This is a genomic window from Schauerella aestuarii, from assembly GCF_009866805.1.
Lineage (GTDB): Bacteria > Pseudomonadota > Gammaproteobacteria > Burkholderiales > Burkholderiaceae_B > Schauerella > Schauerella aestuarii.
In genome coordinates this window covers 751,821-766,307 of sequence record NZ_SIZW01000040.1, presented here as the reverse complement: position 1 = coordinate 766,307, position 14,487 = coordinate 751,821, and the positions used below count along the sequence as shown (strand labels likewise).

13 protein-coding genes are annotated in these 14,487 nt (G+C 62.3%); 6 read left to right on the top strand and 7 right to left on the bottom strand.

Going from position 1 to position 14,487, the window contains the following annotated elements; translation table 11 throughout:
- Positions 1 to 71: 71 nt before the first annotated feature.
- Positions 72 to 635, bottom strand: a complete 564-nt coding sequence (locus EYW45_RS10380; RefSeq protein WP_161135266.1) for a hypothetical protein — start codon at positions 633 to 635, stop codon at positions 72 to 74.
- A 28-nt stretch (positions 636 to 663) separates the two neighbouring features.
- Positions 664 to 1,413: an IclR family transcriptional regulator gene (locus EYW45_RS10375; protein WP_161135265.1), complete on the bottom strand. Its 750-nt coding sequence runs from the start codon at positions 1,411 to 1,413 to the stop codon at positions 664 to 666.
- Between the two features lie 95 nt (positions 1,414 to 1,508).
- Between EYW45_RS10375 and EYW45_RS10370 the strand changes: the two genes are divergently transcribed.
- The 3 genes from EYW45_RS10370 (at position 1,509) to EYW45_RS10360 (ending at position 4,277) form a co-directional block, all read left to right on the top strand.
- On the top strand, positions 1,509 to 2,477 hold the full coding sequence (locus EYW45_RS10370) for a Bug family tripartite tricarboxylate transporter substrate binding protein (RefSeq protein ID WP_161135264.1): 969 nt from the start codon (positions 1,509 to 1,511) through the stop codon (positions 2,475 to 2,477).
- Between the two features lie 169 nt (positions 2,478 to 2,646).
- Positions 2,647 to 3,330, top strand: a complete 684-nt coding sequence (locus EYW45_RS10365) for an RraA family protein (RefSeq protein ID WP_161135263.1) — start codon at positions 2,647 to 2,649, stop codon at positions 3,328 to 3,330.
- Positions 3,327 to 4,277: an NAD(P)-dependent oxidoreductase gene (locus EYW45_RS10360; RefSeq protein WP_328703614.1), complete on the top strand. Its 951-nt coding sequence runs from the start codon at positions 3,327 to 3,329 to the stop codon at positions 4,275 to 4,277. Before EYW45_RS10365 ends, EYW45_RS10360 begins: the two co-directional genes overlap by 4 nt.
- Positions 4,278 to 4,301: 24 nt before the next feature.
- Here EYW45_RS10360 and EYW45_RS10355 read toward each other — a convergent pair whose 3' ends face one another.
- Entirely contained in the window at positions 4,302 to 5,087 is a 786-nt protein-coding gene (locus EYW45_RS10355) for an aldolase (protein ID WP_161135261.1), read from the bottom strand.
- Between the two features lie 186 nt (positions 5,088 to 5,273).
- Here EYW45_RS10355 and EYW45_RS10350 point away from each other — a divergent pair, with 186 nt between their 5' ends.
- The gene (locus EYW45_RS10350) at positions 5,274 to 6,287 is read left to right on the top strand and encodes an AraC family transcriptional regulator (protein WP_161135260.1); all 1,014 of its coding nucleotides are present in this window, start codon (positions 5,274 to 5,276) and stop codon (positions 6,285 to 6,287) included.
- 61 nt (positions 6,288 to 6,348) lie between these two features.
- Here the strand turns inward: EYW45_RS10350 and EYW45_RS10345 are convergent, their stop codons facing one another.
- Positions 6,349 to 7,665: an MFS transporter gene (locus EYW45_RS10345; RefSeq protein ID WP_161135259.1), complete on the bottom strand. Its 1,317-nt coding sequence runs from the start codon at positions 7,663 to 7,665 to the stop codon at positions 6,349 to 6,351.
- An 11-nt stretch (positions 7,666 to 7,676) separates the two neighbouring features.
- A complete protein-coding gene (locus tag EYW45_RS10340) occupies positions 7,677 to 8,342 on the bottom strand; it encodes a glutathione S-transferase family protein (RefSeq protein ID WP_161135258.1) in 666 nt (221 codons plus the stop codon).
- 269 nt (positions 8,343 to 8,611) lie between these two features.
- Here EYW45_RS10340 and EYW45_RS10335 point away from each other — a divergent pair, with 269 nt between their 5' ends.
- Positions 8,612 to 9,601 (top strand): alpha/beta hydrolase, encoded by a 990-nt coding sequence (locus EYW45_RS10335; RefSeq protein ID WP_161135257.1) that lies wholly within the window; start codon positions 8,612 to 8,614, stop codon positions 9,599 to 9,601.
- 28 nt (positions 9,602 to 9,629) lie between these two features.
- Here the strand turns inward: EYW45_RS10335 and EYW45_RS10330 are convergent, their stop codons facing one another.
- Together EYW45_RS10330 and EYW45_RS10325 are read right to left on the bottom strand one after the other, a co-directional pair.
- Positions 9,630 to 9,803, bottom strand: coding sequence for a hypothetical protein (locus EYW45_RS10330; protein ID WP_161135256.1), 174 nt, complete (start codon positions 9,801 to 9,803; stop codon positions 9,630 to 9,632).
- Between the two features lie 105 nt (positions 9,804 to 9,908).
- The gene (locus EYW45_RS10325; protein ID WP_161135432.1) at positions 9,909 to 12,866 is read right to left on the bottom strand and encodes an autotransporter family protein; all 2,958 of its coding nucleotides are present in this window, start codon (positions 12,864 to 12,866) and stop codon (positions 9,909 to 9,911) included.
- A 384-nt stretch (positions 12,867 to 13,250) separates the two neighbouring features.
- Between EYW45_RS10325 and EYW45_RS10320 the strand changes: the two genes are divergently transcribed.
- Positions 13,251 to 14,468, top strand: coding sequence for a multidrug effflux MFS transporter (locus EYW45_RS10320; protein WP_161135255.1), 1,218 nt, complete (start codon positions 13,251 to 13,253; stop codon positions 14,466 to 14,468).
- The last annotated feature ends 19 nt before the right edge of the window (positions 14,469 to 14,487 follow it).

The window sequence follows — 14,487 nt, the reverse complement described above, 5'->3', positions numbered from 1 at the left end:
GCTCACGACAAGAAATGACGTGTTAGCGCGGCGTGAGAAAGGCACACTTTTGCTGCTGAGGCGTGCGGCGATCAGTCCCGCACCACCAGTTTGCGGGCGCGCTCACCTTCCATCTTGCCGAGCTCCTCACCCTTGGCACGAATCCATTTGTCGGCAGCTGCCTGACCATCGCGTGCGGCGCGCCGCTTGTACTCCGGCTGAAGTGCACGAGCGTGGTACGCCATGCGGGCATTCATATACCGATCGACATCTGCCTGGCTGCGCAGCGCGGGCTCTGCCGTTTTTGCGCTGTCCTTCTTCGAGTTGTTATCCGCGCGGCCGTGGCGTTTCGCTTTTGTCGACGCACTACCGCGTTTATCTTTTGTGGCTTCAATGCTATTGCGATAGGTACTGGAACTGTAGGCGCCGAATCCCATGCCTTGACCCAGCATCTGTGTGGCACCGGCGTCATATTGGGCGACCGTGGGAAATGAAATGCAGGCAAGGCCGCTGCACAAAAGTACGGTTAAGGTTCTTCTCATTGCACTCACCGGCTGGAGGGTTGGCGTCGGAAAAACCATAACAATCCGCGCGAAACGCAGGTGTGCCGGTTTGTAACGGCCATCTTGGCTTAAGGCGCTGGGGCCAGCGCCCATGCCCTCCTCAATCGTGCGGCACCTTCGTTCATTTACTGCCGAGCGCGCGTCGGGGTTGGCCCACCCCCATCATCGAGCGAGAGAGCTGACTCGCGGCGCCAAGAATCGCCTCCTTGTGGCCCAGCAAAACTTGTTCATTCAATCGCGAGATCGGGCCTGAAATGCATATGGCGCCCACGAGACTCCAGTTAAGCCCGTACACCGGTGCGGAAATGCTGGAGACCTCCGCCTCTCGCTCACCGAGCGACATCATGTATCCCGCGCGCCGAATGGATTCATAGGGTTCGCCCGATTCGCCGGAAAACGCCAGAAGCACGCGGCCAGGGCTGCCCAGATTGAGCGGCAATCCAGCGCCAACGCGCACGTGATGGCGAATCGACTTTGGGCCTTCCACTCGCGCAATACACACGCGTTGCTTGCCCTCGCGAACGTAGAACGTGGCGCTCTCACCCGTTGCGGCCGATAGATCGTGCAGCACCGGTTGCACCACCTCGAGCACGTTGAACGTAGCCTGATAACAGGCGCCCAGCCATCCCGCGGCCCGGGCCAACCGCCACGTACCGTCTGGACGTTGCGCCAGGTAGTCGTCCATGGCCAACGTTCTGGCCAGACGCAGCACGGTGGAACGATGGCAATCCGTGCGCCGGCTCAATTCCGCGAGCGACAAACACGCATCTTCCACGCCGAACGCCGCCAATATCCGCATTGCGCGCCGAACGGCGGTAACACCGTCGTCGCTCTCCGATTCGTTCAGTTCCGAATCATGGTCAGTGTTCATGGTGTGCAACATGTTCCGCTATACGAACACCTATTGTATTGGGTGGAACACGCGAACACAATCTGCCCACCATAAAAACGATCGGAGACAAAATCATGAATGGCATCGTGCGCGCTGTATCAGGCTTGGCCTTGGTCTTGGCATCTGCAGTAAGTGCAGCGCAGGGCTATCCCAATAAACCCATCCGATTGATCGTGCCCTTCCCGCCCGGCGGCGGCACGGACGTGTTGGCACGCGAGGCCGCGGTCGCCGTGGGCAAGAACACGGGCTGGAACATCGTTACGGAAAACCGTCCTGGCTCAGGCGGCAACATCGGCGTCGATATGGCAGCCAAATCGGACGCCGATGGCTACACCCTGGTGCTGGGGCAAACCAGCAACCTGGCCATCAACCCCACGCTCTACTCGAAACTTTCCTACGACCCCGAAAAAGACCTGTCGGCAATCGGTTTGATCGCCGACGCGCCACTGGTGATCGTCGTACCCACCAACTCGCCGATGAAGTCGTTCGACGACATGATTGCCGCAGCCAAAGCCAAGCCCGGCGTGTTGAATTATGCGAGTTCGGGCAATGGCACGGTGTCGCATCTGGCCGCCGTTCAACTGCAGAACGCGGCGGGTGTCCAGTTCACGCATATTCCCTACAAAGGCGCGGCGCAAGCCTCCAACGATCTGATCGGCGGTCAGATCGACATGTACCTGTCTTCGGTGCCCACGTTGATCGGCCATGTGCGCAGCGGCAAGATGCGCGCGCTCGCCGTCACGTCGGCGCAACGCGTGCCGGATCTGCCGGATGTGCCCACCATCGCCGAGCGCGGCTACCCAGGGTTTGAAGCCGTGACCTGGTTCGGTCTGGCCGCGCCCGCCGGCGTCTCCAAGGACATCGTCGATCGCCTCAACGCCGAATTCAACAAGGCGTTGCAGGCCAAAGACCTCAGCACGAAGTATCAAGAGCAAGGTGCGCGGGTGCTGACCAGCACGCCGGAAGCATTCGCCAAGCTGATCCACGACGATCGCGTTCGGTGGGGAAAGATCGTCAAGGATTCCGGCGCCAAAGTCGAGTAAGACCGTGTTCGCGCGCGATGCGTTTTCCGTCGGTATCGCGCCGGCGGCGATCGTGCCGCCCACAGGCGCCCGCGACAGCCACCTCCCTGTCTACGACGCACGCTATACGGCGGTACCGCGTGCGCGGCTCACTTCAATTCCTCCCCTCACTTCGCAACCAGGAATATTCATGGCAAACCAAGACATCATCAAGGACTTCCCTCGCGTCAGTGCCGAGATCGTTGCGCGTGCCGCTGCGCTGCAACCCGCCATTCTGGCCGACGTCGCCGGCAGGCGTGGCGCGCTCAGTGGCCGGATTCGACCGTTGGATCCGCGCATGACAGTCGCAGGCAGCGCGTTGACCGTGGAAGTCAGGCCCGGCGACAACCTCATGATTCATGCGGCCATTTCGCTGGCCAGACCCGGCGACGTTCTCGTCATCGACGGCAAGGGCGATCTGACATCGGCACTGATGGGCACCATCATGATGAACGCCTGCCGCAAGCTGGGCATCGCAGGCGTGGTCATGGATGGCGCCGCGCGCGACACCGTCGAGATCATCGAGATGGACTATCCGGTGTTCGCCGCCGGCACCAATCCGAACGGCCCGACGAAAAACGTGCCGGGACGTATCGGTCATCCGGTATCCGTGGGTGGCGTCACCGTTCATCCGGGCGACTTCATCATCGGTGACGCTGACGGCGTGGTCGTGGTCGAGCGCGAAAAAATCGAAGCGCTATTGCCGGCCGCGGAAAAGAAAGTGCGCGATGAAGCCGCGCGAATCGCAGCGATCCAAGGCGGCGACACCGAAGCCAAATGGTTGACGGCCGCGCTGCGCAGCGCGGGTGTGCTCAAGGAAGGGGAAACATTGTGACGCCCCCACCCACCGCCCATAAGCCTGCCGTTCTCGTCACCGGTGCCGATCTCGCGCCCGAAGCGCTCGCGCTGCTCGGCAGCTACGACGTGCACTACGCCGGCAAAACGCCGTCTGAGGAGAGCATTGTCGATCTCTGCCGCACGCACAATCCCGTAGCGATCATCGTGCGCTACAGCAAGGTGGGCGCAGCCGCGATGGACGCCGCGCCTGCGCTGCGCGTGATTTCCAAACACGGCAGCGGCACCGATACTATCGACAAGGCTGCAGCCGCTGCGCGCGGCATCGACGTCGTTGCAGCCGTGGGCGCCAATGCCGCTGCCGTTGCGGAGCAGGCGCTCGCGCTATTGATGACGTGCGCCAAATCCGTGGTCGCGCTCGACGCGCGGATGCGTCACGGCCATTGGGACAAGTCGACGCACAAAAGCGTAGAGCTCGCCGGCAAGACCATCGGTCTGATCGGACTGGGCGCGATCGGTCAACGCATGGCCGCCATGGCGCATGGCATGGATATGCGCGTGATCGGCCATGACCCCTATGCAAAACAGTTGCCCGACTACATTGACGTCGTGTCGCTCGACACCCTATGGGCAGAATCGGACGCAATATCCCTGCACTGCCCGTTGACGGACGACAACCGTGAGATGGTGAATGCGACCGCGCTATCGCAATGCCGGGCCGGCGTCATTCTCGTCAATACCGCTCGCGGCGGCTTGGTCAACGAGCAAGCGCTGCTTGCCGCTGTCCGCTCGGGCCACGTGATGGCGGCGGGCCTGGACAGCTTTGCCGTGGAACCCATGGCGCAGGGCCATCCCTTTCAACAGGAACCGCGCATCATCCTCAGTCCGCATATCGGCGGTGTGACTGGTGCGGCGTACGTCAACATGGGTGTGGCAGCCGCGCGCAATGCCCTGGCCGTGCTTGCACGCCACTCGGCGCACGCCTGAAAAAGCGCGCGCCGCACCTTGCCATCACACGCTCGTGCGCGTCCATTGTTCCCCGGCCACCTGCTGACGCTCGATGCGACGCGCAAACATGGCAAAACTCGCCCGTACGATGGTGGGCTTGAGCAGGAAGTCGTGCGACTCTGCGGCCAACGCATCGTCCACGGGCCGCACTTCGCCATACGCTGCGGCAGCCATCAACTGGTTGCGTGCCGCACGTTCGATCAATACCGACAGATAAAGCGTTTCCTCCACCGACCCCGTCGCTGCGAGAAATCCATGATTGGCGAGCAGAATGCAGCGCTTCTCGCCCAACGCGCCGGCGATGATTTCCCCTTCCTGGTCCGCGATCGGTAACCCGGGCCACTCCTTGAGATGCGCACAGTCGTTATGAAAGGGCGTCGCGTCCATCTGAGCGACGATCAGGGGCTGGCCCGTCATGGCCAACGTCGACACATACGGCGGGTGCGTATGAATGATGCATCGCACCTCGGGCCGCTGGCGATACACCCAAAAGTGAAATCGCACGGCGGGGTTTGGCGTGCCCTGCCCCTCAAGCACATTCATGTCGTCATCGATGCGTATCACGCTCTGCGGCCTGATCTCGTCGAAGGCTTGCGCAAGCGGTGTCGTCAAATAGGTGCCATCGTCGTCGCGGATAGTGATCTGCCCGGCGAGCGTTTCCGAATGCCCTTCGCTTGCCAGAATACGGCAGCTCAACGCGATTTTTTCCTGAGTATTCCAGTTGCCGAAATCCAGCTTGTTCGCCGATCGGGCGAAAAATGCATCGGATTGAATTTGCTTGTCGTCCACTTGGCGCTCCCGATAGATGTTCTACGCTCATTAAATCTTGCCAATGCACCGCGGCACTTGACCGCAGGCGCACGCAGCTTGTCCAGGTGTGACATCACATAGGGTTAACGGCAAGTGTGCCGCCAGTGTCGATGGATAAAAATGTGCGACGGGCAACGGGCCCGTTTTGCGAGTGTCATCCTTCCCATGCGCAGCGCGTCCCTGACTGCATCCCACCCTGCCCCTGTCGAGGCCGACCTGAACTTCGCGCCACAGTTCCGCCCGTTTCATGCGGGCGAACTCTCGGGCTATCAGGCGCAACTCGCCAAACTGGTGCTCCCTGGTGACGTGCGGGCGCTGACGTCACACCCACGCCTGCATCTTCAAGCGTGCCGGCTGCGTGCCGGCGGTCTGGCGGTGAATCTGGAGGCCACACCCATTGCCGTCAATCACCGTGCCGAGCACGCAACCGATGCGCTGCGTGCAGAGTTTCTGGCCTGTTTTGTCGTGCACGGATCGGGCGAGATGACGCAGAATGGGACGAGCCTGCCCGTTGAAACAGGCGACATCATTTTTCGCACCACGGCGCTGCCGTCTGCGGTGCGCATGTTCACCGACTCACGGCTGGTGGTGATCAAGGCGTCTTTGCTGCGCCTGTTGGGCGCGCATGCCCAGGACAGCACGTCATTTACCGCTCAGCGCGCAGCGGCCGCCCTACCGATGACGCAGACCGCGCATCGCTGGCTGAACCATGTGTTTTTCGACAGTAGCGAAACGAGCCCGACGTCTTCCCTGTTTGGCGAACAGGCACTGATGTCGATGCTTGCCGCCATCTACACCAGCCAGCAACTCGAACAGATTCCCGTCGCACAGCGAGGCGCTGTCGAAAGTTGGCAAGCCCTGACCTGTTATCTCGAGACGCACATCGCCGACGTGGATCTTTCGGTCAGCGAAGTGGCACGGGCCCTGCGCGCTTCAAGTCGATGGGTGCACCGCTTATTCCAGATGCAGGGCACGCAATACAATCAGTACGTGCGAGAGCGTCGGCTGCAATTGGCGCGCGAAGCCTTGGAAGATCCTCGCAAGAACCAAACCCCTGTCAAAGACATCGCATTGGCTTGCGGCTTCCAGGACGCAAGCCATTTCAGCCGCCGCTTTCAGGAGCGCTTCGGCTGCCCACCCAATCGATATCGTGAGCAAGCGCAGCCGGTGTCGCAGTAGCGTTGCGGCATGGCGACATGCTTCCGTCGTAATGGTGAATGCGCTGCTTCGTACGACCGAGCTAGTCGCCGCGCACTTCACGGCCGGTCGGCCGCATCAGAAATGCCGACGTTCCCGCCACCACCCCCAGAACGGCGAGATAAACGCCAACCGGCACAATGCTGCCAAACTTCGCCACGAGCATCGCCGACACGATCGGTGCCAGGCCGCCGCCGATAGCGGCTGAGAATTGCACGCCGATCGACAGTCCCGAATAGCGAAGTTCAGCCGGGAACTGCGCGGCGTAAAGACTCGATTGCGGCGCGATCATCATGGCGTAGTTCAGCGCCATGGCAATGAATACTGCAACACTGTAGGCCATGAGCGATCCGCTGCCGACGGCCATGAATATCGGCACGGCCATCACCGCTAATAGCAACCCGCCCCACCCGCACACGCGACGCGGTCCGTAACGGTCGCCCAAGACGCCGAATAAAGGAATGGTAAAGGTCAGCACCGCTGCGCCGTACAGCAACGCATGCAGCGCATCGCTGCGGCTGAATCCCAGCGACGACACCGCATAAGACACTGAAAACACCAGGAACGTGTAGATCAGTGTGACCTCCGCGAGCTTGCAACCGATGCACAGCAAAAGCGACTTGCCATGCTTGCGAAGCAATTCCATTGCCGGCATGGCAACTTGCGAACGCTGCTGTTTAACACGCGCAAAGTCGGGAGACTCATCGATACCTCGACGTATCAGTAAGCCGACGACGATCAGCACGGCACTTGCGAGAAAAGGCAAACGCCAACCCCACGCCAGAAAGTCGGCTTCGGGCAGGCGCGTGACCAAGGCAAATGCGCCTACCGAAAGCAGAATGCCCAAGGGTGCGCCAACCAAGGGCAAGCTGCCGAAAAGTGCCTTCCATTTAGGCGGTGCATGCTCGACCGCCATCAGCATGGCGCCGCCCATTTCGCCACCGAACGACAAGCCTTGCCCCACGCGCAGCGCAACCAACAGGATCGGCGCCCACACCCCGATCTGCTCGTAGGTGGGCAGCAGTCCGATCAGCACCGTACAGATACCCATGATCAACAAACTCAGCGTCAACATCGACTTGCGGCCGATCCGGTCGCCGAAGTGACCGAACAGAATGCCACCGATCGGACGCGCAAGCATGCCGCTGGCAAAGGCAGCGAAAGCCGCCAAGGTGCCGGTCAACGGATCGAACTGCGGAAAAAACAACTTGTTGAAAACCAACGCGGCAGCGGTGCCATAGGCCAGAAAATCGAAGGCTTCGACGGCCGTCCCCACCACGGTGGCCACGGACACCCGAAAGAGATTCGGTTTCTTGGTCGGCGCCGAGAGGGGCTGACTCGGTGTGTGAATCGCGTCCATGTTGTTACCTGTCATGGGTTGTTGAGGAATCCGTCGTGTGGTGCGCTGGACGCAGTGTCCCCGTGCCTAACGTAGCCCGGGAGCGCTTCAATGCGATGGCGCCAGGCCGCGATCGCCGGATAGTTGGCGACATCGATGCCCGCTTCTTCAGCGAGTGCCAGATAGCCGTAGCAGTCCACGTCAGCCACGCTGCGTGAGACCGCAAGCCATTCGTGTTCGGTCAGGCGTTTATTGAACGCGGCCAATGTGCGATGCGTTTTTCTCTCGAGGCCAGCAACGTCGAGAAGCGACGCGTCGACCCCGAGGTGATGCGCAGCTTCTTCGGTGCTCACAACCTTCGTCAGGCGCAGCGGTTGCAAACTATTGGCGATCTCATTGGTGGATACCGAGATCCATGCATGCATCTGACCCATCTGATCAGACGGTGCAATCCACTGCGGCGCGTACCTGTGCGCCAGATAGAGCAGGATCGCGTGGCTGTCCCAGATGGGCTCGTCATCGCCATCCTGGATCGCCGGCACTTGCCTGAAAGCGCTGACGCGTTCGAAGGCCTCGGTGTGGTTTGCTCGCGCGAGCACGTCCACAAACACACGCCGGCTGGCTAAGCCGATCAAAGAAAGGAAGAGGCGCACGCGATAGCAATTGCCGGAGCGAGGATGGTCGTAGAGTGTGATCATGAGCAGCGTTGGCGTCGTGTCCGGATGAACGGACCCAATGAAAGGCGTGCGTCAATACTAGGGGCGTTGTGGCGGCGTGCCTTGCCAGCGTGCGCACTGGAATTGCCCACACGCGACAGCGAAAGGCGCGCGCAAAGCATGCGATACGCATAGCGATGCGCTAACCTCGCTGCAGTGAGTCACTGTCGCCACCATGGCAAAATTGTTTACGACCTCGCGCCCGTGCAGCGCGCTGCTGCGATGCCACCGGAATCAGGAAGAACCGCTACATGATCAGTACCGTATATCGCCGGCTCGCCGGTCTGAGTCTATTGGCTGCAATGGCCGGAAATGCCTTGGCGCATGATGCCTCTGCAGCCACGCCTGCCGCCGACGCCCCTGCGGCAGGCGCACCTGCGTTGGCGTCAACCTCGGCGTCCGCTTCGGCACCTGCTTTGGTGCCCGCCGATTCGACTGCATTGCCGCACACGCAGGTGTTCAACCTCACCTCTCGCGCAGGTCGCGACTATCGTATTCTCGTATCGGTACCCCCGGGAGAGCCGCCGCCCGAGGGTTACGGCGTGCTGGTCCTGCTCGACGCCAATGCGTACTTTGGCGCGGCGGCAGACGCCGTGAGCCTGCTACGCCAGTTCCCCCTCATTCCGGAGAAGGGCAAGCTTACTGACGCTGCCCCTACCCTTGTCGTGGGGGTCGCGTATCCGGGCGACGAGCCGATCAATGGCGAACGACGCACCTGGGATTTCGTGCCGCCCGCCATCAATCCGGCATCGCTGGAGCGCCTGCGCGGTCCGAAGCCGGGTGGCGCGGACGCCTTCACGACCTTCCTCGTCGATGAGCTGCGGCCTGCGCTCGCCGCGAAGTATCGCGTCAATGCCGCACGACAAACGCTGGCCGGCCATTCGCTCGGCGGCTATTACGTGCTCCATGCGCTGGCGACCCAGCCGCAGGCATTTCAACGCTACGTGTCGCTGAGTCCTGCCGTCTGGTGGGACGACAGCCGCATATTGAAAGACCTGGCCGCGCTCAAGCCGGGCAAAGCCGAAGTGATGCTGGCGATGGCGACGGAAGAATGGCCGGGTTTCCCTGCGGGCTCGGCCGAAATGCTCGACGGTGCACGCAGCGCGCGCGATGTGTTGGCGCGCATCGGCTTAGCGGGCGACGCGTTGCGCTACGTCGAGCTATCGAATCAGGATCACATGACGACGGCGTCTGCGATGATGCCCACGGTTGTTCGCTGGGCATCGTTGCCCCGGCCTTAGCGCGGAAGACCGCGGCACAAACCCATCATCACCGGATGCCTTTCATGCCGATCCTTTTTCTTCTTCTGCCCGTCATCACCCTACTGGCGATGATTTTGGCTTGGCGCACGCGCGGGGCGGAACGCGGGTTGAGCATTGCGATCGTTGTGATCAGCGCAATTTTCATCGCCTGGTATTTCGCCGCACTCTTTTCTTTGGACATGCCCTGAACCTTTTTCAGACATGACCCAAATCGCCCGATGCGTGGGCGCCGAGCCAGGGCGCGTTCGACAATGATCGAATCGCGTCCCTGATCACCCACGGCAAATTAAAAACGCATGGCCAGATTGAGCAGACCCGAGTGCTGCCGATTGCCGCCACCCAGCTGCGCATCGTAGCCGATGCCCAGCGTCGTGTTGCGTGCGATCGTCATGTCGGCGCCCAGCCCGAGCACGGCGGCGTCGCGTGCAATGGGCACACCCGTCACCGCGAACGTGCCGCCGCCCTCGAACGCCAGCGTTTGACTCGGCTTCACATCGCCCATGGCGTGGCGCCAGCCCAGCGATGCGGTCAGGCGGCTCGGTGCACGTTCTGCGCCGAACTTCCATGCGCCCCGCAGTCCCACCGTGGTGCTCGTCACGTCATCGGTTCGGCCTTTGCCGCGTAGCGCCGCCGTACCACCCGATTCTTCGAAGTCTCGCGTGCGCAGGTTATTCCAGGCCAAGCCGGCAAACGGTTCGACCGTATAGGCATCACCGAGCTTCAGGTTGTAGCCAAGCTCGCTGAATACTTGCGTCGACGACGCGTGATAAGACGACGACAACCGTTGATTCAGACTCCCGGCCACCACATCGCGTTTAGTGTCGATATCGTGCCAGGTGTAGGCCGCGCCGGCCGTGAAACGAAGATGGCCCGGGCCGACGTAGAAGTTTCGACCGCCAAACAACGTCGCCGTGTAGCTGTCGACATTCGTGCGCGACGACGTATCGGAGATCGTGCTGCGGCTGTCGATATAGCCGAGTGCACCGCCCAATCGCCAGCCACCGCCCACGGCACCGTCGCCCCCGATGAAGAGTCCGCCGTCATGTTGGCGCACGCGCGACGCATTGCCGTCGCTTGCGAACGTGCGCCAGTTGCCGAAGACCTGCGCCCAAACCGGCGAGGCGCCGCTTTGCGGCAACGCGTTGGACGATGCGCCGCCCAACTGCGCGGTGGGTTGCCCCGCGATCATGGGTGCGTCGAGGTTGGCGCGCAGACGGGCCTGCGGCAGCGTGCGAACGGTGTCGCCCAGGCTTTGCAGCACACTGGCGGTGCTTGCATACGCTTCACCGGACAGCATGTTCAACGCCGAGCGCGCTTCGTCCGGCGTCATGGTGAGCACGGCCGCCGCCACCTGGCTGGCGGCAGAGCCCGCCACAGGTACGTTGTTGCCTCCCGCCACGGGAGATCCGCCCTGACCTGGTGAAGTACCGTTCCCGGACGGTGCCGCTTCATTGCCCGGTGACGCCGATGCATTGCCGCCCGATGAGGCGCCATTGCCCGTCGATGGCGACCCGGTTCCGGGCGAAGCCGTGCCGGGGCCCGGTGACGGCGTGCCAGCGCCCGGAGATGGAGATCCGGCACCGGGTGTTGGCGATCCTGCGCCAGGCGCAGGCGTGCCCCCGCCGCTCGCGGGCGGCGCCTCATTGTCCAAAGACCCTCCCACGCTGCCTTGGTTGCCCGTACCGCCAACGCTGCCGATCGGTACGTCGTTACGCGCCAGCGTCATGAACGCATTGTGGGTGTCGTAGCTGAGCGTGGGCGTCAAGAAGGCATACGCGCTCGACGCGCCCGTAAACCGGCCGTTGATGCCGCCGTCGGCCGTCAAGATGGGATAAGTCGTTCGCGGGGCGTAATTGCCGTTGGGGCCCACATGCGCCACGCTGCCGTCGAGATAGGCGGCGCCCGTCACGTGGATGCGGTCGCTCGCGGTGCTGTTTGGATCGGCATGCACGCGATAGACGGTACCCTGGTCGAAAGTGAGATCGCCATTGACGGTGAGCGTGCCCATCGGCGAACCATCGTTACCCGGCGAAATCACGGCCGTGGGATAGAGCACGGTACTGCCCACCTGGCCCACGCCCGCCAGCACGACCTCACGGCCAATACCCATCGGACCGTTCAACGTGCCGTTGATTTCCAAGGCGCCGTCTGCGATCAGAATGGGGCCGGTCAAGCCGCTGCTGTTGCCGTTCAGAATGACCGATCCCACGCCGGTTTTGACGAAACCTTCCGTGCCTTGCAACGCATTGTCGATGGTGTCGACAAACCGGCCCGCGGCGTAAGTGCCGTCGCCCACCACGATCGCGGGCGGATTGCCGCCATTGCCCACCAAGGTGATCGGCGCGCCCTGCAAACGATATCGGTCGGTCGCGAACTGGATGCCGGACACGCGCACCGGGCCGTCGCGGCCATCGACCGTTACCAACCCCGCCGCGCCCGTGAAAATGGCATAGCCGCCATTCGGCAGCGCGCCCGCGGCATTGGCGGGATTGTTCCAATTTGCACTGAGGGCCGTCCATGTGCCATTGCCGCCACCCGCTCGCGTGGACGACGCCACGCCATTGCCGTTCCACAGGTTGGTGGTACCGGGGCCCAGGATGAGATTGATGTGCTTATCGTCGGTAAGCGACTGGATCGTCGCCGCCGGTGTGGAGTCGCCGGTGATGGTGCCCAGCGTGAGGCCATTGCCGCTCAATGTGCCGCCGTACGACAGGATCCGGTAATAGCCCGCCGTCGTCCCCAACGTATTCACGGAGACGTTCAACGTCGTATTGTTCAAAGCGGCGTTGCCGCGAACAGTGATGTTGTCACCCGTGCCAGGTTGCGTAATCGGCAATCCCGCATAACCGGTTTCGAAGTCGAACACGGCGTTGTTCATCGACAAGTTGCCGTTCACGACGAGGTTGCCATTGGAGACGATGGTTGGCGTATCGACGGGATAGCCGGGCGCCACGCGCGCATTGCCGGACACGTTGAGATCGCCGTTGATGGTGCCAAAGCCCCCGACGATGCCGTTGGACACGGCATCCACGTTGCCATTCATCACCACACCCGAACCACCGCTGTTGCCGCCAATCGTCAGCTTGCCGCCGTTGACAAGCACGCCACCGGGGAAGTTGGCCGAGCTATCGTATACGTACCAGTCACTTGGGGAGACGGTCAGATCCGCTGCTGCGGCACCGGCGCAATAGGATGCGCTCAACGCGACCGTGGCCTTGAGCCATTTGTTCGATGCAAACGTCAACGGGATTCCTCGATGGGTAAAAATGTGATCAGTCATGCCAGGATGGGCTGGGAGTACGCCTAAGCACTAGTTGCACTCATCCTTTTAGGCTAGCAGTCACTACCCTTGGTTACCATTGTCACTTAAGCGAAATATGTCTATTTGGCACCGTATCTACGCCTAAAGTCGTAGAACAGAAATGCTCCGTTACTCATCAGTTGACGTATGCGGTCCCTTGACCACGCTCTAGAGCGATCGAGACGCAACGGAATCGGACATGTATGTCGCACACAGATTTGCTGATCGCGCCGCCCACGGCCGATGAGCAGAGCGGCGGCGACTGCACCCCGCAGGCAGGTCCGCAACGAGGCGCGACGTAAACTCGACCCTTTGCCGGGACATCTCATGCAGCACACCTCGCCCAGCCCGCCGCCCGCGCCTCACCGCGGGCCAGAGGCCTCCTCGACGCGCAGCTTCATCCTGCTGCTGGTGATGGTGGCTGCGGTCAGCCCGCTTGGGATCAACCTTTATCTGCCCTCGATGCCCGGCATGGCGCGGATGCTGCAGGTGGACTACGCGGCGATCCAGTTCACGCTCTCCGTATACATCGCCGCCATCGCCGTGGGCCAGCTCATCATCGGCCCGATCTCGGACCGTTATGGCCGCCGTCCCGTCCTCCTGGGCGGGCTGGCGATCTTCGTGGTGGGATCGGTCATCTGCATGCTGGCGCCAAACATCGGCACGCTCATCGCCGGCCGCGTCATTCAGGCGCTGGGCGGCTGTGCCGGCATCGCGCTCAGCCGTGCCATCGTCCGCGATCTTTACGAACGCGATCGCGCTGCAAGCATGATCGGCTACGTCACGATGGGCATGGCAGTCGCGCCGATGGTGGCGCCCACGATCGGGGGCGCGCTCGAGGCAACCTTCGATTGGCGCGCCGGATTCGCGTTTCTCACCCTTTTTGGCGTTGCCGCGTTGTGGGCCACGTACCGCCGGCTGCACGAGACAGCGCCCCGCGTCGGCGTCACCTCCAGCGCCTCGCAGCTTGCTCGTGATTACGGTGTGCTGTTGCGCAGCCGCGTCTTCTGGGGCTATGCGCTGACCGCGGCGGGCTCGGGCGCGGCGTTCTTCGCTTTCGTGGGCGGTGCGGCCTACGTGGTCGTCAACCTCATGGGCAGAACGCCGGTGGAGTATGGGATGTACTTCGCTTTGGTCAGCGTGGGCTACATGCTCGGCAACTTCGGATCTGGCCGCTATACCACCCGATTTGGGCCACGACGCATGATGAATGTCGGCATTGTGCTCAGCACCACTGCCGCATTCGTGATGGCCGGTCTGCATGCGGCCGGCCTGATGCACCCGCTAGCCTTCTTCCTCCCAATGCTCGTCGTGGCGATGGGCAACGGATTGACGTTGCCCAGCTGCGTCGCGGGTGCGGTGAGCGTGAAGCCCGATGTGGCGGGCGCAGCGTCGGGGTTGGCCGGCAGTATCCAGATGGGTGCCGGCGCCGTGGTCGCGGCGGTCGTGGGTACACAGCTGCAAGGCTCCGCCTGGCCGCTCATCCTGGCAATGGTTGGCTGTATGGTGTTCTCGTTCCTGACGCTGCGCGTGCTGGTGCGTTGACCCCGATGCCTGGGCGGCG

Bases quoted from the DNA above. Each gene is read 5' to 3' on its own strand.
- EYW45_RS10370 (WP_161135264.1), top strand. From the start codon at position 1,509: ATGAATGGCATCGTGCGCGCTGTATCAGGCTTGGCCTTGGTCTTGGCA.
- EYW45_RS10380 (WP_161135266.1), bottom strand. From the start codon at position 635: ATGGGCGCTGGCCCCAGCGCCTTAAGCCAAGATGGCCGTTACAAACCG.
- EYW45_RS10350 (WP_161135260.1), top strand. From the start codon at position 5,274: ATGCGCAGCGCGTCCCTGACTGCATCCCACCCTGCCCCTGTCGAGGCC.
- EYW45_RS10320 (WP_161135255.1), top strand. From the start codon at position 13,251: ATGCAGCACACCTCGCCCAGCCCGCCGCCCGCGCCTCACCGCGGGCCA.
- EYW45_RS10375 (WP_161135265.1), bottom strand. From the start codon at position 1,413: ATGAACACTGACCATGATTCGGAACTGAACGAATCGGAGAGCGACGAC.
- EYW45_RS10330 (WP_161135256.1), bottom strand. From the start codon at position 9,803: ATGTCCAAAGAAAAGAGTGCGGCGAAATACCAGGCGATGAAAATTGCG.
- EYW45_RS10345 (WP_161135259.1), bottom strand. From the start codon at position 7,665: ATGGACGCGATTCACACACCGAGTCAGCCCCTCTCGGCGCCGACCAAG.
- EYW45_RS10340 (WP_161135258.1), bottom strand. From the start codon at position 8,342: ATGATCACACTCTACGACCATCCTCGCTCCGGCAATTGCTATCGCGTG.
- EYW45_RS10365 (WP_161135263.1), top strand. From the start codon at position 2,647: ATGGCAAACCAAGACATCATCAAGGACTTCCCTCGCGTCAGTGCCGAG.
- EYW45_RS10335 (WP_161135257.1), top strand. From the start codon at position 8,612: ATGATCAGTACCGTATATCGCCGGCTCGCCGGTCTGAGTCTATTGGCT.